28 protein-coding genes and 3 pseudogenes are annotated in these 20,071 nt (G+C 43.7%); 6 read left to right on the top strand and 25 right to left on the bottom strand.

The annotated features are described in order from the left end of the window. Positions 1-68: 68 nt before the first annotated feature. From NWE95_00220 to NWE95_00245, 6 genes are all read right to left on the bottom strand, one after another. The gene (locus NWE95_00220; GenBank protein ID MCW4002329.1) at positions 69-1,598 is read right to left on the bottom strand and encodes a hypothetical protein; all 1,530 of its coding nucleotides are present in this window, start codon (positions 1,596-1,598) and stop codon (positions 69-71) included. A gap of 92 nt (positions 1,599-1,690) precedes the next feature. Beyond that, positions 1,691-3,373, bottom strand: a complete 1,683-nt coding sequence (locus NWE95_00225) for a type II/IV secretion system ATPase subunit (protein ID MCW4002330.1) — start codon at positions 3,371-3,373, stop codon at positions 1,691-1,693. A 13-nt stretch (positions 3,374-3,386) separates the two neighbouring features. After that, a complete protein-coding gene (locus NWE95_00230) occupies positions 3,387-4,097 on the bottom strand; it encodes a flagellar accessory protein FlaH (GenBank protein ID MCW4002331.1) in 711 nt (236 codons plus the stop codon). After that, on the bottom strand, positions 4,094-4,618 hold the full coding sequence (locus NWE95_00235; protein ID MCW4002332.1) for a hypothetical protein: 525 nt from the start codon (positions 4,616-4,618) through the stop codon (positions 4,094-4,096). The genes NWE95_00230 and NWE95_00235 overlap by 4 nt, the downstream gene beginning before the upstream one ends. Positions 4,619-4,626: 8 nt before the next feature. Then, entirely contained in the window at positions 4,627-5,124 is a 498-nt protein-coding gene (locus NWE95_00240) for a hypothetical protein (GenBank protein ID MCW4002333.1), read from the bottom strand. A 3-nt stretch (positions 5,125-5,127) separates the two neighbouring features. Then, positions 5,128-6,003 carry a hypothetical protein gene (locus NWE95_00245; protein ID MCW4002334.1) on the bottom strand — a complete coding sequence of 292 codons (876 nt, stop codon included), beginning with the start codon at positions 6,001-6,003 and terminating at the stop codon, positions 5,128-5,130. Positions 6,004-6,296: 293 nt separating this feature from the next. On the opposite strand from NWE95_00245, the gene NWE95_00250 reads away from it, so the two are divergent. From NWE95_00250 to NWE95_00270, 5 genes are read left to right on the top strand one after another with little or no spacing between them, the layout of a single operon-like run. After that, positions 6,297-6,983 carry a translation initiation factor IF-6 gene (locus tag NWE95_00250; protein MCW4002335.1) on the top strand — a complete coding sequence of 229 codons (687 nt, stop codon included), beginning with the start codon at positions 6,297-6,299 and terminating at the stop codon, positions 6,981-6,983. Continuing rightward, complete coding sequence (rpl18a, locus tag NWE95_00255; GenBank protein ID MCW4002336.1) at positions 6,980-7,207, top strand: 50S ribosomal protein L18Ae; 228 nt, start codon at positions 6,980-6,982, stop codon at positions 7,205-7,207. The genes NWE95_00250 and rpl18a overlap by 4 nt, the downstream gene beginning before the upstream one ends. A 4-nt stretch (positions 7,208-7,211) precedes the next feature. Beyond that, entirely contained in the window at positions 7,212-7,652 is a 441-nt protein-coding gene (gene pfdA, locus NWE95_00260) for a prefoldin subunit alpha (protein ID MCW4002337.1), read from the top strand. A gap of 4 nt (positions 7,653-7,656) precedes the next feature. Continuing rightward, positions 7,657-8,562, top strand: coding sequence for a signal recognition particle-docking protein FtsY (gene ftsY / locus NWE95_00265; protein ID MCW4002338.1), 906 nt, complete (start codon positions 7,657-7,659; stop codon positions 8,560-8,562). A 29-nt stretch (positions 8,563-8,591) separates the two neighbouring features. After that, the gene (locus NWE95_00270; protein ID MCW4002339.1) at positions 8,592-9,110 is read left to right on the top strand and encodes an N-acetyltransferase; all 519 of its coding nucleotides are present in this window, start codon (positions 8,592-8,594) and stop codon (positions 9,108-9,110) included. Positions 9,111-9,116: 6 nt separating this feature from the next. Here the strand turns inward: NWE95_00270 and NWE95_00275 are convergent, their stop codons facing one another. Then, positions 9,117-9,476: a hypothetical protein gene (locus NWE95_00275; protein ID MCW4002340.1), complete on the bottom strand. Its 360-nt coding sequence runs from the start codon at positions 9,474-9,476 to the stop codon at positions 9,117-9,119. A 356-nt stretch (positions 9,477-9,832) separates the two neighbouring features. Here NWE95_00275 and NWE95_00280 point away from each other — a divergent pair, with 356 nt between their 5' ends. Further along, the gene (locus NWE95_00280) at positions 9,833-10,480 is read left to right on the top strand and encodes a hypothetical protein (GenBank protein ID MCW4002341.1); all 648 of its coding nucleotides are present in this window, start codon (positions 9,833-9,835) and stop codon (positions 10,478-10,480) included. A 234-nt stretch (positions 10,481-10,714) separates the two neighbouring features. Here NWE95_00280 and NWE95_00285 read toward each other — a convergent pair whose 3' ends face one another. The 18 genes and pseudogenes from NWE95_00285 to NWE95_00370 all read right to left on the bottom strand — a co-directional run bounded on the left by NWE95_00285 (position 10,715) and on the right by NWE95_00370 (position 20,043). Then, positions 10,715-11,203, bottom strand: coding sequence for a 50S ribosomal protein L30 (locus NWE95_00285; GenBank protein MCW4002342.1), 489 nt, complete (start codon positions 11,201-11,203; stop codon positions 10,715-10,717). A gap of 1 nt (position 11,204) precedes the next feature. Next, the gene (locus tag NWE95_00290; protein MCW4002343.1) at positions 11,205-11,852 is read right to left on the bottom strand and encodes a 30S ribosomal protein S5; all 648 of its coding nucleotides are present in this window, start codon (positions 11,850-11,852) and stop codon (positions 11,205-11,207) included. 257 nt (positions 11,853-12,109) lie between these two features. Further along, positions 12,110-12,706 (bottom strand): annotated as a pseudogene (locus NWE95_00295) (50S ribosomal protein L18). 1 nt (position 12,707) lies between these two features. Further along, complete coding sequence (locus NWE95_00300) at positions 12,708-13,163, bottom strand: 50S ribosomal protein L19e (GenBank protein ID MCW4002344.1); 456 nt, start codon at positions 13,161-13,163, stop codon at positions 12,708-12,710. 215 nt (positions 13,164-13,378) lie between these two features. Further along, a pseudogene (locus NWE95_00305) lies at positions 13,379-13,771 on the bottom strand (50S ribosomal protein L32e). After that, entirely contained in the window at positions 13,771-14,316 is a 546-nt protein-coding gene (locus NWE95_00310) for a 50S ribosomal protein L6 (protein MCW4002345.1), read from the bottom strand. Before NWE95_00310 ends, NWE95_00305 begins: the two are co-directional and overlap by 1 nt. A 10-nt stretch (positions 14,317-14,326) precedes the next feature. Beyond that, positions 14,327-14,710: a 30S ribosomal protein S8 gene (locus NWE95_00315; protein ID MCW4002346.1), complete on the bottom strand. Its 384-nt coding sequence runs from the start codon at positions 14,708-14,710 to the stop codon at positions 14,327-14,329. Between the two features lie 15 nt (positions 14,711-14,725). Further along, positions 14,726-14,890, bottom strand: a complete 165-nt coding sequence (locus tag NWE95_00320) for a 30S ribosomal protein S14 (GenBank protein ID MCW4002347.1) — start codon at positions 14,888-14,890, stop codon at positions 14,726-14,728. 11 nt (positions 14,891-14,901) lie between these two features. Next, a complete protein-coding gene (locus NWE95_00325) occupies positions 14,902-15,444 on the bottom strand; it encodes a 50S ribosomal protein L5 (GenBank protein MCW4002348.1) in 543 nt (180 codons plus the stop codon). Beyond that, positions 15,437-16,201, bottom strand: a complete 765-nt coding sequence (locus NWE95_00330) for a 30S ribosomal protein S4e (protein ID MCW4002349.1) — start codon at positions 16,199-16,201, stop codon at positions 15,437-15,439. Before NWE95_00330 ends, NWE95_00325 begins: the two co-directional genes overlap by 8 nt. A gap of 320 nt (positions 16,202-16,521) precedes the next feature. Further along, a pseudogene (gene rplX, locus NWE95_00335) lies at positions 16,522-16,884 on the bottom strand (50S ribosomal protein L24). A gap of 11 nt (positions 16,885-16,895) precedes the next feature. Next, positions 16,896-17,336, bottom strand: coding sequence for a 50S ribosomal protein L14 (locus NWE95_00340; GenBank protein MCW4002350.1), 441 nt, complete (start codon positions 17,334-17,336; stop codon positions 16,896-16,898). A gap of 1 nt (position 17,337) precedes the next feature. After that, entirely contained in the window at positions 17,338-17,652 is a 315-nt protein-coding gene (locus tag NWE95_00345; GenBank protein MCW4002351.1) for a 30S ribosomal protein S17, read from the bottom strand. A gap of 9 nt (positions 17,653-17,661) precedes the next feature. Beyond that, positions 17,662-17,943: a ribonuclease P protein component 1 gene (locus NWE95_00350; GenBank protein ID MCW4002352.1), complete on the bottom strand. Its 282-nt coding sequence runs from the start codon at positions 17,941-17,943 to the stop codon at positions 17,662-17,664. Then, a complete protein-coding gene (gene rpmC / locus NWE95_00355; GenBank protein MCW4002353.1) occupies positions 17,940-18,242 on the bottom strand; it encodes a 50S ribosomal protein L29 in 303 nt (100 codons plus the stop codon). Before rpmC ends, NWE95_00350 begins: the two co-directional genes overlap by 4 nt. Then, complete coding sequence (locus tag NWE95_00360; GenBank protein ID MCW4002354.1) at positions 18,243-19,022, bottom strand: 30S ribosomal protein S3; 780 nt, start codon at positions 19,020-19,022, stop codon at positions 18,243-18,245. Next, positions 19,023-19,508, bottom strand: a complete 486-nt coding sequence (locus NWE95_00365) for a 50S ribosomal protein L22 (protein MCW4002355.1) — start codon at positions 19,506-19,508, stop codon at positions 19,023-19,025. 319 nt (positions 19,509-19,827) lie between these two features. After that, positions 19,828-20,043 (bottom strand): hypothetical protein, encoded by a 216-nt coding sequence (locus tag NWE95_00370; protein MCW4002356.1) that lies wholly within the window; start codon positions 20,041-20,043, stop codon positions 19,828-19,830. Positions 20,044-20,071 lie beyond the last annotated feature (28 nt).

Genomic DNA, 20,071 nt, shown 5'->3' on the forward strand with positions numbered 1-20,071 from the left:
GCAACCTTATTTTTAGCATATTTTTTGAGAAAAATCTAATTAGGCTGTATTACTCGAAAAATCTTAACTTATATTATTGCCGTTGGTAACCCTAAACTTGGCATCGAATTTAAAGCGCCTTGTATTAGCGTATGCGATGCTATTGATGCTATGCCGCTTATAGTAAGCAAGATTCCAAGATTCAAGAAGAAAGTCCCCCAGTATCCGCCTGAAACGGCTTTAACGGTTAAAGCGTTCATTATGGCCATTATGAAGATTACGACTGTGTTGCTGATTTGTATTAATGTTATCGGCAGGACGTTGAAGCCAAAATATGACAGTCCTGTTAAGTATTGAGACATAAAAATTGCCAAAACTTCCAAAACTGTAAGAAGAACAACAATTAAAGGTTGAGTAACCAAAACTACCATCTGAAAACTGTTGGCAACCACATCACGCATTTTTCTGAGTTCAAGAAATTTTACCACCCTGTTTCCTAATGCGTTACCTAATACTAAGGGGTCAGCTCCCCTTCCTAAAGAATCAAGCAGTATTTTATTGCTCATGTGAACATGGTATGATGCGGCCTCTTCAGAAAGTGTTTCTAACGCTTGCCTGTGGTTAATTTCCAATTTTACTCTTGATAAAGCTGAGTTGACAAGGTTGCGTAGGGGACCAAGTTCCATATGGAGAATAAAGGAAAGGGACGTTTTCAAATCAGACGTGGAAGCCATGTTCTCGCCCAGAGCCTTCAGGAAACTGGGGTAGTTCTTGTCAATTTTGGCAACTTCTCTCTCTAACATGTAGCCGAAAATGCCTGGAACAATAGCTCCCAAACCAAAAATAATAAACGCATACGGCGCGCCGAGTCGGATGTAGGAAAAAACGGCTAGTACAGCAGATGCAGGAATAATCGTCAGAATGCTTAGCCTCATATACTTGTATATTTTTGGCGGGTACTTGCCAATGTAGACGATTTGTTCGGTGGGCGCTGCAGATTTAAAAAGCCCATACATCATTATTGTTGCCAAAACCGAGATTATGTAACCTAAAATTATTACGCCCGAATCAATCATGAAAACTGACATGATAACAAGTGTCATGATCAAGAAGACAGTTACACTCTGGAAAGTTGTAGATATACCGCCTAAAGTCTCTAATGTTTTAACCGTTCGTGAATAATATCCCGAATACTCTTCCATCAGCATCGAAGATTCGATTTCTAAATATCCTTTAGGTTCAACGCTGGAGAATGTGTTTGTGCAACGGACAAGAATATCTTTTAATGGTGACTTGACAGTTTTGGCGATTTGGGCTGTGGCGTTGGTGATTCCGTAACCGAAATGTTTTGCCAAGTTTTGAATCTTCTTAAAGACAATGGAGTAAAATCCGTATTCTCGGTTTTCAGCAATTATTGTAATTAAATCTGAGGGGGTTGTTTCTCCCAAAGATAAACTGTACATATGAAAGATGGCTGTTGTGAGCGCTTGGTCAATCCTGCTTCTGACGCTTCGTTTTTCCATGTATTTTAACATGCCTAAAACAGCTAATCCCAGTACAAGACTAATCATGGCTTCAATGAGTTCTTTGTTAACCACAAAGTAGAGGAAAAAAAGCATCGAAGGGGTTAGCACCAGAACTAATTTTTTGTGTTGCCTCGTCATCAGTAGGTTTTTTTGTGTTTCATTACTTAGTCGAATAAATTTTTGATTCAAACCCACGGGACTTTCATCTCTTTAACTCGACGGTGGACCTCCCATATGCCTAAAGTTTTGGCAGTTGTCATTGCTTTGGAGACTTCGGTATGGGTTGGGAAATTTTCTGCAAGATAATTGAGTATTTCAGCTCTGACTTTCATTTCCTCGTAAATGTCTCGGATTCTGTCTTCACCCCATCCCCTGAACGCAAGAACTCGGTTTTCTAGATGGAAGCTTGAACCCATGAAGCGAAATTGATCTAAATCTTCATCGTACATAAAAGTAGGCAGATAGTTTAGTCTGCCTTCGTCAGGTTCATAACCGATAACTTCGTTAATTGAGGTGCAACGCCGGATGAATTTGCTTCCTCTTTCTATTCTTGCTTGGAAAATGACTAGGTTTAAGCCGTCGATGTGGCTTTTGGGTACATCAATTGGGTATGAGGTCAGTCTCTGGAACAGTTGCCCAAGGTTACCTGCGTGCATCGTTGATAGAACAGGGTGACCAGTTTCAACGGCTTGGAAGGCTATCTTGCCCTCTTCGCCTCGCAATTCGCCTACGATGATGTAATCTGGTCTTTGTCTTAGGGCTGCTTTTAGGAGGTCAAACATTGTTATTTGAACTCCTGTGTGGAGTCTGGTGATTTCTCTAATCCAGTTTTTGTGATAAACGTTGATTTCTGGTGTTTCTTCTATGCTGATAATTTTTGAGTCGGCACCGATGAATGTTGTCAGGGCGTTGAGCGTTGTTGTTTTGCCTGAGGCTGTTTCTCCGCAGACCAAGGCAGTTATTCCTACTTCAAAGAGCATCCATAAATAAGCAGCCAGTTCAGGTGTGAGTGTATGCCATTTGATTAGTTGTGCAACTGAAATTGGTTCTTTGGGGAACTTTCTTATGGTGAAGTTGCTGCCTCTCAGGCTGATGTCTTCGCCAAAGACTATGTTAAGTCTTGAGCCGTCGTTCAAGTGAATGTCAATTATGGGGTGGGTATAGCTTAGGACTTTCCCGTGTCTTTCAGCTATATTTCTCAGTAGCTCGTTGATGGCTTGTTGTGATACGTCCACGCTTGTTTGAAGGTTACCAAAAGTTCTATGATAAACAAAAACACTGCCTTCGCCAGGAATGCTAATGTCTTCAAGGCCAGGATCTGCTAAAAATCCATCTAAAAAGCCATGCCCTATTTTTTCTCTCAAAAAATGATAAAGCAAAATTTCTTCATCGGTTCCTTTTGGCAATTTAACCATTTTTTTCTTGATTGTTTGTCTAAAAAGAGAGGCTAAAATTATGGCTTTTTGGTCACCATAATCTTTGCCTTCTACGAGTCTTGCGACTGCTGTTTCTATTTCAGCCAATATTTTTCGGTCTGGATTTGGCGGCTCAATGATGTTGTATCTGTTGGCTGATTCGCCCATTGTGATATGAGCGTAAATGCCTAACCCTAATGGATATAATACATTAACTTTTTCTTCGAAGGGTACTTCTTCTATGTTCGTCGTATATTTTGGCTGTTCAGGCAATCCTTTAACGTAGGACGCCAAGTAAGGATGCGTTTCCATAGCGCTTTGCAGAGTTTTACAAACGACTGTGTTGAACAAACCCAAATCTTGTTCTTGTTCATTAAATGTTTCAATACGCGGAGTTCTGAATTTTAGCCTGATGAATTGCCTTAGCTTAGTTAAACTTGCGTAATCGGGCATTTTTTATCGTCTCCTATAATCTCACTCCGCTAAGTGGCATCACCCGTAAGCCTATTTGGGGATTAATTGCAAGGGTTATAGAGCTCTTTCTTTCGCCAGTTACTCCCCATAGCTTTACTGTTTTGAGAAGTTTAACGTCTATACCTGAGATGCAGGCGTTTTCTAGTACAAAGTAAGCGTCAGAGTTTGCTCTGAGTTTCATCACTGATTCTTGAGAAAGAAAATCTGGGTGAATGGTAATTATTACGGTTTTTCCATCAGAAACTAGATTCTTTACCCTTGTAATGAACGTTAAAAATTCATAGAGCGGCGTATCCACTGTTAAAACACTAAGGCTGTCTATAATTACAACATCATATTTTTGTTTCTGTGTCTCAAGAAAGTTTGCCGTTACCATCAAAAAGAAGGAACTCATGGCTTGGCTCCATCTTCCGCCTTCAATATGCAGTGGATAGATTTTGAGATGCCCATAAAGAAAGTAACTGTAAGGGTCAAGCTTAATTGACTCCATCATTGCGAGATATTCTTTTGTCATGGCCTCGCTGGAGACGACGTAAACACGTAATCTGTTTTTGAGCATTGCGTAGACCATTTGCTGGACGAATACGGTTTTCCCTGAGCCGTGGCCGCCTTCAATCAATATCAAGCTGGGGGTGGGTATTCCGCCTCCAAGGTCTCTGTCCAATTCGGGTATACCTAAGCGGACTACGTTTGTGCCATTCATGCAATCACACCTTCCGATGATGCTGTAGTCCCATAGTGGGAAGCAAATGTTACAGAAACTACGTCTTGGCTTGTGATTTCAGGTGCCCCGCTGGGGAGGTTAAGGCTGATGCTTACTTGTTCTCCCGGGTTTATGAAGTTATGAGTTGCTATGTTGAAAGTAGTGGTGGTTCCTGTTACCTTGATTTCAGTAATCGTGTAGCTTTCAATGGTGTAAGAGTGCCAATCTGAGCTACTTCCGTAAGATAAGATTATGGTGTTCCAGTTGTATCCGTTGGAGTTCTGGAGGAAGATTGTTTTTGAGCCTATGTTTTTGATGGTGATGTCGCTTGTTGTGGCGGTTACTGAATCAACGGTTAGTTGCATCTGCGTGCTGATTTTGTCTTTTTGGTTGCTTATGTATTCGTTTGCTACGTAGGAGACTTCTTGAACGCTTGTAAAGAACGCTGTGCAGACCGTGGAGAAAATAGCTATAAAGCCTATAAGCACAATAAACGATGCTAACCCAATGGAAAATCCCATATAATCACCTACGTTGTTGGCGCTGAAAAGAGGTAGTCACTTCCGATTCCTTTTGAAGGAACAATTTTAGCTTCTAATACTGTCCCGTCGATACTGCCTGTTGGATAAGCATATATTGTTGCGGTTTCACGGGGCTCCCATACGCCGTTGCCATTTGCGTCAGTTAAACTGAACTTTCCGCTTCCGGCACCAGCAGTCACATCATAAGTATAAAGTTGTGCTGCGCCATAATTGCCCACGTAAATATCTAGATATGTAAAATCGTTAATGGGCAGTTTGCCCGTGTTTTTCGCGTATATCGCGTAAACAGGGGAGCCTGTTGTGTTTGCTGTGGCATAAACTATGTCTAATTGAGTATCGATTATGCTTTTCGCGTCTTTGACACCTTGTGTGAATTCGCTTTGGACAATATTACCAGTGTAGAGGGCGCAAGCAACAAAGGAGCTGGCTACGATTACTGACGCTATAACAATGATTATATGCGTAATTGTAACCGAAAAACCCATTATTTAATGCCTTCTGCTCTTCTTCTTTTTGGGTCTCAGTTTTTGATCGATTAAACTCTTCTTCTTTTTAGACCTTCGCTTGGTTAAATCGCTCTTCTTTTTAGGTCTCAATTGTTGTTGGATAGTTATCTCGTTTTTTTCTTTAGCTCTCAAATGTTGATCGGTTAAATCGAAGAGCTTCGCCATGTCCTCTGAGTCTAAATTGGTTTTAGAAATTGACGCTGCCTTGTACATGAATAACAGCAAATGGCTTTTGTTGTAGCCTATTGACCTGATTTTTTCGGCTGTGACCGCCAAAGAGCAAATAAACTCGCTGGCTTGCTTTGGCAAATAGTTTGTCATTTCGCATAAGTTGGCAAGTTGGTGTATGTTCTCTGCGGTTAGTCCTGTGTCTAAAAGTTCCCAGATCCAGTCTATGTATGCTGATGGCTTGATTGGTTTCGATGGAGCGATTGCTTGTGGTGTTATTGCAGGTTTTTCTTTAGTCGGGGCTTCTGTTTGGGGGGCAGGTTCAGATTTTTTCGGTGAAATCTCTGTAAGCTCTTTTTCGCTTATGGTATTTTCTTCGGGTTTTCCCAATACTATCGATTTTACACCTGGAGGCAATCTGGCTGCGTTTAGCTTCTCTAGCTCTTTATCGTTTGTGACTGTTCTTAAAACGTTGAATGGATTTTCCATCTCACTTACTGTTGACCGAAGGTCTGCAATCGATTTCTTTAGGTCACCTACAGCAGTATGTACGTCGTTTGATAGCGCGTCAACATCAGACCTGAGTTCGCTTAATTCGGTCTTTTCAGTAGCGTTTATTAAAAAACCAACTTTTTCCTTACCGATTTCGCGGTTTACGTATCCGTCTGAGCTGCTGCTGTCGTTAGACAAACCTAGTTTTCTCCTAGTATAGCTGTTTTTATTCATTTGTCGTCTTGAGAACAATATCTAATTTATGAATTTCAAATCAATATAGGAAATAATGGATTGGTTGCGCAATGTATTTGCTCCTATTTTTTATGTTAGCCTCTTTGTGTAGCTTTTAGTTGCTGATCCTTTGGTTCTCCTTGAAAGTCATCATAATAAAACAGGTAAAGATATATCCTAAGGGCAGACTCTATCCGCGAGCTTTAAATGTGTGAGCCCCGAACATATTGCGTAAATGTAGTAAAAGGGCGATATTTTTGGCTGTTTACTTATCCAGCATCGTTGGAAGCGCAAGCATAGGCGTGTACTCGCTTGCAACAGAAGACATAGTGATAATTCCAGTTATAGTGCCGCAGAAAAAGGCACAAGAGTTCGCTGACTGGTTAAAGGTTAAACTTGCTTACACATCCATCAGCGGCTCGGTTCTTGCAGGTGTGTTAGCATGTGCAAACTCGAACGGGATTTTGCTTCCTAATTCTGTTCGGGATGAAGAATTAAAGCGCCTTAAGGAAGTTTTTGAGGGCAATGTCACGGTCATGGAGACGAAGAAAACTGCTTATGGCAACCTTGTTTTAGCCAACGATAAAGGCGCAGTGGTTGATCCACGCTTAAAACCTGCCGATATTAAACAGGTTTCTGATACGTTGGGCGTGGAAGTTGTGCCAACGGAAATCGCGGCGTTACCATACGTTGGCTCTTTAGCTGTGGCGACCAACAAGGGCGTGTTGGCTCATCCGTTGCTAAGGGAAGAAGAGAAAAAAATCCTTGAGAGTGTTTTTAAGGTTCCTGTGGATGTGGGCACAATAAACTGTGGCATCCCCTATGTTGGCACTGGTTTAATCGCTAACAGTCATGCGGCAGTGGCTGGTTCTATGACAACTGGACCCGAGATGTTTATTATTGGGAATGCATTGGATGTTGTGCAGGAAGAGAAATTACCATGAAAGCTTTCAAAGTAACTGGCGAAATCAACAAGCCAAAACTGAACACTCCGTTCGTTAAAGAAGTAATTGCTGAAAAAAGTGAGAATGCTGTGGAGCAAGTTTACGCCGAAATTGGCAGCAAGCACCGAGTAAAACGCTTCCACATTAAGGTCTCCAAAGTTGAAGAAATTCCAGTTGAAGAAATTGAGAATCCAGTGCTAAAGAAACTGGTTAGTGGGGAATAGGCACTTGGCAAAAAGAGCCCAAGCTGAAGAGGATCTTCGCAAACTCAGCGTTGAAATGCGCTATCTTGAGCAAACCGCAGAGACGCTTCAGCAACGCATCAGCATGGTAAACGCCGCAATCACCGATTTGACATATGCAAACATGACCTTAGACGGCATTGAACAAGAGAATGATAACGCTGAGATGCTTGTTCCAATCGGCGGGAGCTCTTATGTAAAAGTCAAGCTTGCAGACAAAAACACGGTGGTCGTTGGCATAGGTGCGGGTGTAAGCATCGAGAAAACTCTTCCAGAAGCCAAAGCAACCCTGAAAGAACGTTTAGATGAATTGGAGAAGACCATGAATGCGGCTCAGCAGCAGTTCGCTCAGGTGGCTGAACGCATCAACGCGGGCAGAGCTAGGCTTGAAACTTTGCTTTCTAGCGTAAGAGAAGGGAAACAGTAGCGCGATGTTTGAGAAGCTCAAGTCAGGGTTTAAAGGGTTAGTTACTAAGGTAACTACGACTGAGCTTAAAGCTGAAAGCCTAAGACCTATTTTGTCAGATTTTAAGATGAGTTTGGTTGAGAATGATGTGGCTTTTCCTGTTGCAGACAAAATCTGCGATGAACTGGAGAAACGGTTGGTGGGCGTTCAGGTTAAGCGTCTGGAAGATAGGAAAAAAATTGTAGATGAAAACCTCAGACAAGTGCTTCTTGAAGTTATGCTTACTAATGTGAAGATTGATTTGCTTAAAGTGGCGGAGCAGAAACGCAAGAAAGCTGAACCGCTGGTTTTAATGTTTGTTGGCATCAACGGTACAGGAAAAACTACGACTATTGCTAAGGTTGCACAGTTTTTCCGTGATAAAAGCTACTCAGTGGTTCTCGCTGCCGCTGACACGTACCGTGCTGGCTCCATTGAGCAGTTGGAAGAGCATGGCAAGCGTTTAGGCATGCGTGTGATTAAGAGCATATATGGCGGTGACCCTGCCGCGGTCGCTTATGACGCGGTTAATCATGCTAAGGCTCATGGGATTAACGTGGTTTTGATCGATACTGCTGGACGGATGCAGACAAATCAGAACTTGATGAACGAGTTGATTAAGGTTAGGCGTGTGGTTGGTCCTGACTTAACGATTTTTACGGTAGATTCATTGATTGGTAATGATGCAGTTACACAGGCTGAAGAGTTCAACAAAGCGGTGGGCATCGATGCCACAATATTGACAAAGGTGGATGCTGACGTTAAAGGTGGCTCAGCGCTTAGCGTGACTTACGTGACTCAAAAGCCGATTTTGTTCATCGGGGTGGGGCAAACGTACAAGGATTTGGAATTGTTTAATCCTGAAAAATTCGTGAATATGGTGCTTCGGTAGACCTTGTCTTTTGTTGGAGGAGGAATCAGGTGATAATTAGGCAAGAGAAGCCATCAGAATATTCTGCCATATATGACTTCGTTAAAGTTGCCTTTAAAACGGCTAAAGTTGCCGATGGTAACGAGCAGGATTACGTGGACAAATTGCGTGCCAGCGGTAATTATGTTCCTGAACTTGCGTTAGTGGCAGAAGAAGACGGCAAAATCGTTGGGCACATAATGCTGACAAAAACCTACGTTGAAAAGGGCAACTCAAGGTTTGAAGCGCTTCTGTTGGCGCCTCTTTCTGTCGCATTAGAATATCGCGGACGCGGTATTGGTTCAAAACTAGTTCTCTACAGCTTTGACTTGGCAAAAAAGTTAGGTTACATGGCTGTTTTTGTCGTGGGTGACCCTGCATACTATGGCAGGTTTGGTTTTAAGTCGTCTGCCCCCTTTGGAATCAAACATGCCCAACCGATGGCGATTCCTGACGAGAACCTCATGGTTTACGAGTTATCCGCTGGTGCATTGGCAGGCGTTACTGGAACCGTAAATTTCCCAACTTGATGCCGCTTAAGGTTCTTCTAGGCTGTCGAGTTGGAAGCGGATTTTGCTTGGGTAGAGCCAGTATGCTTTTATGAAGTTCTCTATGCTTTGGTCGATGTCGAGGGCTTGAAAGAAATTGATGTAATCGGCGTCTATGTCGTTTAGATTTTTTGACGTGTAGACTTTCAGGTTAGCCAAGTACTCCTTGTTGGTTTCTACGTTTTGCATCTGTATGGTCTGGGGTACTTCGATAGCAATTGTTAGGTTGGTTAAAATGTCTAAGGCTGCAATTTTGCGTACTTTATCATTTTTTGTTTTAACTACAACGAGGCGTTTGTCAAAAACTCTAAAATTCCAGTTGCTGGCAACATCTAAAGAAGCTGACATAAGCGTCACACAAACAAACCATTCCAACCTTAAAAACATCAACCTACTTTTATGTTACTTTTCAGTGTATCGTCTATTCATTTTCAAAGTTTGTTGCTTTCTGGTAGACCCTATCCCCCTATTTAAAGGCGGATTTTTCAGGGGGTTTCAATATTTTTCGGAGTGTTTCTGCACCAAGTAGAATAGACTCAAGGTTTTTGCGGTTGCACTTGTTGCTACTTAACGCGTGACGCGCAGGGCATACAGAAAAATGCTGTCTATTGCTTTTTGCGCCCTAAAAAACGCTGGGTTTTTTCGGAAAGGTTGAACAATGATGGCTTATGTCAAATAAGGCTTTAAGGGAGAGGGGCAAAGGTTTGAGCAAACGCGTTGTCCTAATTATAGTGTTACTCTTGGTGGGCGCAGTTCTTTTAATCAACAGCTTAAACATTGGCTTCGACATTGGGTCAGTGTGGTTTGGAGAACAAGCCACTTCGCAGTGGCGCATGAACAACTACATTTTCTTAGAAGCACAGTACGCTTACGGATTCTTTGGACTAGCAACTCTGGCAATCGGAGGATTAGCAACAGGCATAGCGTTACCAGCGTTCTTTTTCTTCGCAAAATCTAGAAAAGTCAGGATTGCATCGGCTGGCTTCTTCTTTGGCGCAATAATTCTTACAGGTTTAGGGTTTAATACACTTGATTTCATGCTGGGCTGCTTTTACTGGACTAACATGACGTATCCACCGCCAGTACACGTAGCCGTTTTGGGCTATGTTGATGTGTGGAACTTTTACTTTTACCTGTTTGTTGTGCCGCTGTGGTTGGGGGGATTCTTAATGGGGCTGGCAATGTCCTTCGGCGCAATGGTTCATCCACAAAAGGCATTAACCGCCAATTACGCTTTGAGCAAACAATTAAAGTTGCCGGGTTTGATTATGCAGGAAACTGGACAGCCGCAAGAGTACTTTGCTGAATCCAGAGTATTCACAAGAAAACGCAAAATAACCAAGAGTAAATAGGCAACAGGATTTTTCTTAATATATGCATCATAAAACTTTTCTAAAATTACGCATATTTTTTATAGCTCGTCAGAAATCGAACTGCTCTTTTCAGCCTTTCGCTTGGTTGCTTCCGCCATAAAAGCAGACCTCGGTCCCTTTATCTTGCTTATACTCTCTTCTAGAGTGCTTAATGCATTTAAGATTAATCGAAAAAGAAAACACTATTAAGAAAAGAGGTGAAGAATAGCTTTTTTAGACCATGCGTTTTACAAGGTCGTTTATTGCTTCGCCACGGTAGCCTGCTTCGCCGCCTGCACGGAAGCCCTTCTTGGTCTTGCCCTTGTAGCCCTTGCGTGGCGGATGCAACCTGAAACGTGTTTGTACATCTGGTAGTTTTTTGAATTCTACTTTGCAGTTTACTATGGCTTCTGCGAGGTCATCGAAGGATTTGTAGCCTACTTTCTGCAGGTATTCTTCGGTTAGTTTTTTGTCGCCTGCTAAACGTGCGCGTTTCTGAAGCATCAGCGCTATGGTTTCTTTTGTGGGTTCGCCCCATGTGACGTAACTGTGGACGCGTTGTAGCATGCCCTTGTAGGCTGGGCGGCTGTCAATGATTACTGCATGGTTAGTGTGGGTTAAGTTGAGCAGCTCAAGGGTTTCTCGGGCTTCACGCTGAGCCTCAACGGTGCCTCGAATCTTGACCGCTACTAAGCATTTGCATTGTTCAGTTTTTGGCGCCATTCTATTTCACCCAATCCGTCTGAGTAATCAAATTGTAAGTCTTGCGTAAACCGTCAAATATTGCACATGCGTAAGAGGGCACGGTTCTTGTTGAGCCGTAGCTTCTCATCCACAGGTCTTTGACGCCTGCTAAGCCCAAAATGACCTTGGCAACCTCGCTGGAAACCAAGCCTAAGCCTCTTGGACCTGGAACGATTACTACTCGGACGCCGCCGCACTTGCCTTCCACTTGGAAAGGAACAGAATGTGGTTTACCGCAACCGCATTCCCAACTGCCGCATCCACGTTTTACTGGTGTGATGTTTAAGCGGGCGTTCGCTGCGGCTTTTTCAATGGCATTGCGTACTTGGCTGGCTTTCCCCTGCCCTAACCCGATGTAACCGTCTCTGTTTCCGACGGCGACAATGGCTTTGAAGCGGGATTTTTCTCCAGCGTCAGTTTGCTTTTGAACTAGGTTAACGTTTATGACTTCTTCTTGAAGGTCAGGGATTAATGCATCAACGATTTGTGGCTCGCTGATTTTTATGCCACTTAGGATTACGTCTTCGATTGTTGTTAGTTTGCCTTCTTGTATCATTTTACCCAAACGGGTTTTAGGAACCCATTGTTCTAGGTTAGTTTCTCGTTGTTCTCTTTCTCTTCGACTCATTCTTTCTTTACACCCTTCTTAGTTGCCTTTTCTTTTGGTGCTTTCTCTTTCGGTGCAGCTTTTGCCTTGGTGGTTTTTTCTTTAGCAGGCTTTTCTTTGGGAGCCTTTTCCTTTGCGGCTTTCGCCTTTGGTGCTACCTCAGCTTTTTCTTCAGCTTTCGGTGCTTTGGCTGCTTTTGGTTCAGCTTTGGGTTCAGCTTTCATTTCAGGTTTCGGTTCTGCTTTTGGCGCAGGTTTTGGTGCAATCTCAGCAGGCGCCTTAGCAACACCTTTGAATGCACTCAAAATGTCAGCTTTAACCTTGGTGAAGTGTTCTGGGATTTTTTCTGGCGCTACACTTTGTGCTACGTAGTTTGAGAATTTTTTAGAATACTCTTCTGAACCTGAGCCTAAACTTTTTGCGTACTTGGCGATGTGGTCGCCTTTGATGCGTTCCTTAACGAGTTTTTCTTCATTGTGGGGAACATTTACACCTGCATCTAAAACGCCGCTCAACACGGCGAAAACCTTCGAGCCTTTGGTGGGCACAACTAATCCTATGTCTAGGATGGCTTCTTCCACGCCTGCGGCTTTAGCTTTCAAACCGCACAGCAAGCCTGTAAGGTAAGCTGCTGGAGTGTTGCCTGTCGGGGCTTTCCAACCGTAAGTTTTAATGAGTTCTCGGCTGTTTGCCGCTGCTAAAACTTGGTCGCCGTTTCGTTTTGCGATTATAATTTGTGCTGTCACGTTTTTTAGTGATGTTCGAGCAACAAGCCGTGGCTTTCCAGAAATAACCATAGCCTTTCGTGCTTGGTAATCAGTCTTTCCTTCGCGCCTGCGTCTTAATTGTACACGGTAACTGCTACCTTTTGCCATCTTAACGTTTCCTCCATAAATCGTTCGCCTTTAAATTACGCTCTAAGTCAGCAATAGATTCGAATCTGCCACTGCCCGCCATGCGGTAATATTGCGTGTAAGTATCTTCAGTGATGATTCTGCTTGCTTTAAGCTCGCGCAACTTGCGCCTAAGAGAGCGAATCTTTTTCATCCAAGCTTCTTTCTTAGTAACAGTTGCGTAGCCTGCACCAGTGTAACTTCCAGGTCCACCGCGTCTGCCCTTACGCTTCTTTCCTTGAATAACTTTTGCTCTGGAACGGCTTACGCCTTTCTCTGGCAGTGAAATGATGATTTTTTCATGGATTAGTTTTCTTACTTCTTCGCGTGTAATTGCGCCTTCGACATCATCCATGCGGTCAGGATTAATCCAGACGCGGTTTTGTCCTATCTTTAGGATTTGAGCGGCTAAACGTCTTTGGTTGCTTAGGTTGGTCATTGTTCTTTCTTCTCCTTTTTCTTTGGTTTAGGTTTGCTTTTCTTAGGCTTCTCTTTCTTCTCTTTCTTTGGCTTTGGCTCTTCCGCTTCCTTTTCCTCTTCTGCTTCGGCTTCTTCAGATTCTTGCTCTTCTTCCGCTTCTTCTACCTCGGCTTCTTCACCCTCAGCTTCAGCCGCTTCCTCTTCAGTCGCCTCAGTCTCTTCAGTTTCAGGTGAAACTTTAATGTTTAAGATTTTAATCTCAAGTTTTTTGGCTTCAGCTATAATGAGGGCTCGTTTGCGTTTGCCGACAGTGTGCGCAATGCGTACAGCCTGAGTTGCAGGGTCAACCGCCGATAATTCCTGCAAGTTATGAACTAGAACTTCACGGTAACCAGAAGGATGTAAACCACGGGCGATTTTTGGTCCCTTGTAACCTGTGCTTGGTGCTGGGGGCCAGCCTTTAATTTTTCGACGTATCTTATTGTCTAAGCCGCGTTGTTTACGCCAGCTTGGGCTGAAGCGTGAGTACCGCCAGCTTTCAGATCTTAGGAATTTTGGTTTCTTGTTTTTAGCGCGTGCTCTTGCTTGGAGTGCTTTGCGTGAAGGGGATTGTTTTTTCTCGGTCATTATGCCATACCCTCGTTTCGTTCATACGTATATATGCCGTCAAGGAAAACACGTGGGTCTTTTCGTCTAACTTTGGTGGATTGCTCGATGTTGGCGGCGCTTTGGCTGACATCTTCTAGATTTATGCCTTCAATGATTATATCTTCGGATTCAATTTTGACTTTTACATCGCCAATAAGTTTGACTTTGCGTGCTCGTCTCTCGCCCGTAAAGTTTTCAATTATGACATTTTTGTTTTGATATTTCACGGTAATTGGAAAGTGTGAGAAGACGATTTTCATCTTGTAAGAGTAGCCTTTTGTTACGCCTGTTATCATGTTTTTGATGTGTGATTCAATTGTTCCCACAAGCGCTGCTTCTTTCTTGCGCGGCCACTTTGCCCAGACACGGATGTTTTTGCCTTCACTATCGATTGAGACTGGTGCATGAGAGAAGTCGCGTGTTAAGGAACCTTTTGCGCCTTTAACGATTACTTTTTTGCCTTCTAGGCTAACGTTAACGTCATCAGGGACTTCGATTGTTCGGGAAATTTCTGGGAGCCGCATAGACTACACCTCAATACACGAAGGCTAACAGCCTTCCTCCAAGATTTTTTTCTTCAGCATCTTTGTGAGCGATAACGCCTTTGGATGTTGAAACAACCATGATGCCCACGTCTCTGGAGGGCAAGAAGCGTTTTTCCCATTCCTCATAGTCGGCTGCTTTTACAGCGAAGCGTGGTTTAACTGGGCCACACTTGTTTATTCTGCCTAAGAGTTGAACTTTGAATTTCCCTGAGCGCCCATCGTCTATGAATTCGAATTCGCCGATGTAGCCGTTTAGTTGCATGATGCGCAGGACGCGCCCTAAAAGTTTAGAGGCAGGACTAATTACGCATTCACGCTTGTTGCGTGTTTCGTTGTTTATGATGGCGATGAGACCATTTGTTAAAGTGTCCATTGTTTTGCCTTGCTCCTACTCATATTTTTTGAATCCTAATTTAGGTGCGGCTTCTCTAAAACAGTGCCTACATAAATATAAATTGTAACGTCGAATAACTGGTCCATACGAGCCGCATCTTACGCATGGTCTTGAACCTTTGCCGTATTTTCGTTCTTTCTTAACTTGCTGTTTTCCCATACATTCACACTCTAGACGATTTCTACTCCTAAAGTTTGTTTTACAAAGGCGATTGATTCTTCAGGCGTTAACAAATGCTTCTTGCCAACTGACCTGGCTTGCCGCTTTCTGAGCTTTATTCTGTGACCTGGACGGCTTACAGCTACACTGATGTCCATGCCGAAGATGCCGATTTCAGGGTCGTAGCGGACGCCTGGAATTTCAATGTGTTCTTTGAGACCGAAAGAGAAATTACCACGTACATCGAAAGCTCGCCTTGAAACCTTGTTATCAACCACTGGCAACACTTTCTTTAAGAAGTCTATTGCTGGCTGCTTTCGCAAGGTCACAACCACAGCGATGGATTCGCCTTCGCGTATGCCGAAGTCTCGGATGGTTTTTTTAGCTTTCTTTTTGACGGGTGTTTGACCTGTGATTTCTTGGAGAACTTTGTTGGCTTTTTCGAGCGGTTCGCCTGATTTGCCAACGTTAAGGTTAACCACGACTTTTTCGATGCGTGGCTTGAGCATGGGGTGCTCTTCCCAAGTTTTAAGGTAAGCTTCTTCCTCAGACACTTGGGGATGCCTCCTGTAATGTTATGAGCGGTTGGGCTTCACCTACGCAAAAGACGTAGTCGAGGATTGTTTGGTATCTTGCGCCTTGTTGGTCTTCGATTACGACGAGAGCTTGGCGGCGTTTTTTAGCTTCGACTTTTTCTATTTCCACGATTTTGCCTTGTTTGCCGATGTTTTTTCCGCCTGTAATTACTGCAAAGTTTCCCTCTTTGGTTTTGAGGGTTTGCACTACTTCTTTTTGTGGAACAGTTATCCTTAGTGTGTCGAATGTTTCGTATTGAACTTCTTGAGGATTTTTTGGGTCTGCAACTTTGACGAGCAGGTTGGTGCCGTCATGGAGTGCTATTTGGACGCCGCTTTTGACGGTGTGTTTGTCTTCTACTCTGACAAGCTTGGTTTGGGCTTCTTCTTTGCTGATCGGAACCAGCGTTAAGCCTTTGTGCGAGGACATGACGCGGTAGTATTTGTCCATGTCTGACAGTGAGATAACATCCATTAAACCTACAGGGAAGTCATTGCTTTTTCGGATTTTACCGTCAACTTGAACTTTGCCTTGGTCTAGGATTGTTTTTGCTTCTTTTCTTGTTTGTGCTACGCCTAAAACGTCTCGTAGAACAAGCGTTAATGGTAAGCACTCATTGAGCGAGTGTGAACCAGATGATGGCCTCACTATCCATGGTAATTCTTTTCTGTGAATGGGCCAGAATTTTGGCGCTGGCTTACGTTTGAGCCTTGATGGTTTTCCTCTTTTTCCCAAATTTATTGTCCTCCCTTAGGAGTTGTTTTTTTAGCTCGCGGTTTAGGCGCGGCTTCTGCTGACTCGTTCTTTTTGGCTTCGGGCGCTTTCTTTGCTGTTGCTTTAGGTTTTGCTACTTTTTTGGCTGGCGCCTCTTCTTGTGCTGGTGCTTCTTTTTTAGCAGTTGGTTTTTTTGCGGCAGGTTTCTTTTCGGCGGCTTCCTTTGGTTTTGGTGCTTCCTCTTCGATTATTGGTTCTTCCACGATTTCTTCTTCAGCCTTTGGTTTTTCAGCTTTCTTTGCTGGTTTAGCTTTCGGTTTCCCCTTCTTTTCCACGGGCTGTTTTCTTGTCAGAACGTCTTTTCGCCATTTGTCGTCGAGGTTTAGGTTTCTGATTTGTACTTTGGATGGGTGAATTGGTAAGAAGATGTTTGTTCCGTCTACTTTTTCGCGGGTTAAGCCTTCAAGGTATATACGGTATGCTTTGAGGTCTACGCGTGAGACTTTGCCTTCAAAGCCTTTGTTGTCTCCGCGAAGGATACGTACGGTGTCTCCTTTTCTTACTGGAAGAGTTTTAGCGCCTCTTTGGGCGGCCAGTTCGTTTGATAGGGGTGCCGCCATTAGTTTGTGACGTATGTGAGCTGGCGCGTTGAAGAGTTTTTTGCGCTGTTTGCGGGGGTTTTTTACGCTTTTTGTGTCTTGCATTAATTTTACACCTATACTATTATGCTTGAGGCGCTTGCTATTCTCGGCCATCTTTCAGCTGCCTCTCTTGCTACTGGCCCGCGGATTTCTGAGCCTTTCATTTCGCCTTCAGGGGTTATGATGACTGCGGCGTTGTCTTCGAATTGTACCCAGACGCCATCTACACGTCTGAAGGGACGTTTTTGGCGGACTATAACGGCTTGGAAAATCTTTTTGCGCATGTCAGGTGAGCCTTGGCGGACTGAGACAGTGACTTTGTCACCTACTGTGGCAGAGGGATAGCGTCTTAGTCTGCCTTTGTAACCGAGGGCTTGAACTAGTCGTAGGACTCGTGCGCCTGTGTTGTCGGTGCACTTCATTTCTGAGCCTGCCTGTAGCCCGCGGCTGATTTTTTGTCCGTGAGAGAGCATGCCTTTTGCTGTGAGGGCTCTCTGTTTTGCTTTCGCCGCCATTCTACTTTTCCTCTCCTAATTTTTCTACTACAACAAAGGATACTGTTTTGCTGAGCGGTCGGCATTCCGCAATTTTCACGCGGTCGCCTTCTTTTACGTCAAGGCACGGTGGATTATGCGATGGGATGTGCCCATGTCTGCGTTCGTATCGAACGAATTTTGGTGAGAATTGCATGTATTCTCTGTCAACGATTACTGTTTTGTCCATTTTTGCTGTGTGAACGATGCCTTCCAGTACTCGTCCTCGGATGGCGAGAGTGCCGTGGAAGGGACAGTTTCGGTCGTCACATTTTTTTCTTGGCTTTTTGAATGACATTGACATTTTTTACCATAACCTCTTTACGGTTTTTTTGAGCCTGTCTTCAGGTCTTCCGACTAAAAGTTTACCGTCAATTTCAACGATGGTGCCATCGTCGAATTTGAAGTTGAAAATGGCTGATTCTTTCAGGATGTTTTTCCGTTTGCCTTCACTGCAAAAGGTGAAGGTATTTTTTGTTTCTCTAATTACTGTGCCGCTTATCCCGACATAGTCTTCATGTGAACTTTTGGCAACTTTGCCTTCAGTGCCGATGAACTCGTATCGGATGATGTCAGGGGTTACTTTCATTGAGAAGCTTCCTCTTTAGCAGTTTCTTTTTTGACCTTTTTTGCTGGCTTAGCTTTCGGCTTTTCTTTTTTCTCTGGTTCTTTGGGCGCTTCCCTAAGACCGAGTTTTTGTTCATTTTGCACTGTTAGGATTTGCGCTATTGTTTTTCGCAGCAGTCTGACTCTTGTGGGGTCTTCGACTGCTCCGCCTGCATTAATCATGGTTTTGACGCGCGCAAGTTCCACACGTAATTCGGTGAGTTTTTTTTCTCTGTCCTCAGAGGACATGGCAGCGATTTCTTTGATACGCATGATCGGCATTTACTGTTTTGCCTCCTCTTTGGGTTCTTCTTTGGCAGCTTCTTTTTTGGCTGGTTCGTCTGTGACTTCTGTTGCTTGCACTTGTTGCGCGGGTTCTGCTGGTGCAGTGGGTTCTGCGGGTGTTGCTACTTCTGACGCTGGAGCTGGTGGTTTAGCTTCGACTTGTGGTGGGGCTTCTTCTATGGGTGCTGGAACAATTTCTACTTTGTCGGGGAAGTATGCGTCTGGCGGCATGATTTTTACTCTAACACCGATTATGCCGGGTTTTAGTTGTACGTGAGCTTCAGCTGTTTTCATGGCCCGCAATGCTGGCTCCCCGCATCTTGGGAAGTAGCCTGCGCGGAATTTTTCGAAGCGTGCACGTTCAGTTGTGAGTTTGCCACTAATGACAATTTCTGCGCCAAGTGCACCTGCTTCCATAACTTGGCTTAGCGCCCAAAAACCTGCGCGCCTAAAGTGAACGCCTCTTTCAAGTGCTGAGGCGACACGGTTTGCTACTACGTGAGCGTTAAATTCTGGAACTTCTATTTCTGATACTGAAATTTGAGGATTAGAAACTTTGAAATTTTGTTCTAGAGCCTGGGCGAGTTCCTTGATTGTTTCCCCGCCTCTGCCGATAACCAAACCAGGCCTCATAGCGTAAACAACAACATGTGTGCCGAGGGGGGTTTTGGAGAGGTTTACTCCGCCGTATCCGGCTCTTTCAAGTTTTTTTTCCAAAAATTCGTCAATTTCTGTGCGTTTGATTGATTCTGTTATAAAGCGTTTGACTATACTCATTTACTGTTCTCCTTGAGTGGGTTTCTCGTCTAGGACTATTTCGATGTGTGTTGTGATGTCGTATTTTGGTGAGGCTCTGCCTTGTGCTCTTGGGGTGTAACGTTTGAGTTTTATGCCGGGATATGCTGCTGCATGCATGATGCGGAGGCGGTCTACGTCTAAGCCTTTGTTTTCTGCGTTGGCTTCGGCGGCTTTGATTATGCGTAAAACTTGCTCGGCGGTTTTGATTGGGTACCTGCCTACAAAGCGTTTTTCCATGCCGCCTTTGTGCCCTAGTTTTTTTGTGTATCTTGTGTAGGGGATGGTTTTTTTCTTTGCGATTACGTCTCGGAGGAAGGTTTTTGCGGTTGAGAGCTCCATGCCTTTTACTGCTTTGCAGACTTCTCGTGCTGCTTTGTGGGATACTTTTATTTCTCTGCCACTGGCTTTCGCTGTTTTTTCTGGATTAAGCATTTCCTCGATTATAGAGTATCCCCATTTTGGCATTTTTATATCTCCGATGCGCAATCAAACACGTAAAAGCGATTTATATGGCTTTCCGTATGATAACTAACAATTTAGTCGAAACTGACTAGCAAGCTCCCTTCTGAAGGGATGAATTTCGATTCGTGAGGTGTACAATTCTGGGATTGCATTTATGCTTTTATAGTTTACCCAAAAACACCTATTAAAAACATAATTTAGGGCTTTTTTCGGTTAATTTAGCCTTTTCAAACTCTTTCACTTGTTGCTATAAACCATAGTTTACTATGTGTATCTGGTTCTTCAAACCGAATAAGTGTGAATAGGGTAAAAGGTTACCGTCTTAACGTTTGGAATTTTCGTCGATGTCATCTATGGTTTTTTGCAGGGCTTCTACTGCACGTTTGATTTTTCCTTCTTTGTCTTCTAGACTAATCATTACGCCGCAGCCTTGGCACTGCACTGTGACTTCTTGTTTGGCTTGTAAGAGGGTTATTGTATTTTTGTACTTGCATCGGGGGCAGGGCAAGGGTAACTCTAATGAGTCTATGTTTACCAAGCTTCATTACCGCTTGCCTCTATGCTGT

Source organism: Candidatus Bathyarchaeota archaeon (assembly GCA_026014725.1).
Classification (GTDB): domain Archaea; phylum Thermoproteota; class Bathyarchaeia; order Bathyarchaeales; family Bathycorpusculaceae; genus Bathycorpusculum.

Bases quoted from the DNA above. Each gene is read 5' to 3' on its own strand.
- NWE95_00360 (MCW4002354.1), bottom strand. From the start codon at position 19,022: ATGAGTATAGTCAAACGCTTTATAACAGAATCAATCAAACGCACAGAA.
- NWE95_00290 (MCW4002343.1), bottom strand. From the start codon at position 11,852: ATGAGTCGAAGAGAAAGAGAACAACGAGAAACTAACCTAGAACAATGG.
- NWE95_00345 (MCW4002351.1), bottom strand. From the start codon at position 17,652: ATGTCATTCAAAAAGCCAAGAAAAAAATGTGACGACCGAAACTGTCCC.
- NWE95_00365 (MCW4002355.1), bottom strand. From the start codon at position 19,508: ATGCCAAAATGGGGATACTCTATAATCGAGGAAATGCTTAATCCAGAA.
- ftsY (MCW4002338.1), top strand. From the start codon at position 7,657: ATGTTTGAGAAGCTCAAGTCAGGGTTTAAAGGGTTAGTTACTAAGGTA.
- NWE95_00225 (MCW4002330.1), bottom strand. From the start codon at position 3,373: ATGCCCGATTACGCAAGTTTAACTAAGCTAAGGCAATTCATCAGGCTA.
- rpl18a (MCW4002336.1), top strand. From the start codon at position 6,980: ATGAAAGCTTTCAAAGTAACTGGCGAAATCAACAAGCCAAAACTGAAC.
- NWE95_00310 (MCW4002345.1), bottom strand. From the start codon at position 14,316: ATGCGGCTCCCAGAAATTTCCCGAACAATCGAAGTCCCTGATGACGTT.
- NWE95_00230 (MCW4002331.1), bottom strand. From the start codon at position 4,097: ATGAATGGCACAAACGTAGTCCGCTTAGGTATACCCGAATTGGACAGA.
- NWE95_00220 (MCW4002329.1), bottom strand. From the start codon at position 1,598: ATGCTTTTTTTCCTCTACTTTGTGGTTAACAAAGAACTCATTGAAGCC.
- NWE95_00285 (MCW4002342.1), bottom strand. From the start codon at position 11,203: ATGGCGCCAAAAACTGAACAATGCAAATGCTTAGTAGCGGTCAAGATT.
- NWE95_00275 (MCW4002340.1), bottom strand. From the start codon at position 9,476: ATGTCAGCTTCTTTAGATGTTGCCAGCAACTGGAATTTTAGAGTTTTT.
- NWE95_00340 (MCW4002350.1), bottom strand. From the start codon at position 17,336: ATGGCGGCGAAAGCAAAACAGAGAGCCCTCACAGCAAAAGGCATGCTC.
- NWE95_00300 (MCW4002344.1), bottom strand. From the start codon at position 13,163: ATGACCAACCTAAGCAACCAAAGACGTTTAGCCGCTCAAATCCTAAAG.
- NWE95_00235 (MCW4002332.1), bottom strand. From the start codon at position 4,618: ATGGGATTTTCCATTGGGTTAGCATCGTTTATTGTGCTTATAGGCTTT.
- NWE95_00350 (MCW4002352.1), bottom strand. From the start codon at position 17,943: ATGAAAGTAACCCCTGACATCATCCGATACGAGTTCATCGGCACTGAA.
- rpmC (MCW4002353.1), bottom strand. From the start codon at position 18,242: ATGCCGATCATGCGTATCAAAGAAATCGCTGCCATGTCCTCTGAGGAC.
- NWE95_00240 (MCW4002333.1), bottom strand. From the start codon at position 5,124: ATGGGTTTTTCGGTTACAATTACGCATATAATCATTGTTATAGCGTCA.
- NWE95_00315 (MCW4002346.1), bottom strand. From the start codon at position 14,710: ATGGACACTTTAACAAATGGTCTCATCGCCATCATAAACAACGAAACA.
- NWE95_00320 (MCW4002347.1), bottom strand. From the start codon at position 14,890: ATGGGAAAACAGCAAGTTAAGAAAGAACGAAAATACGGCAAAGGTTCA.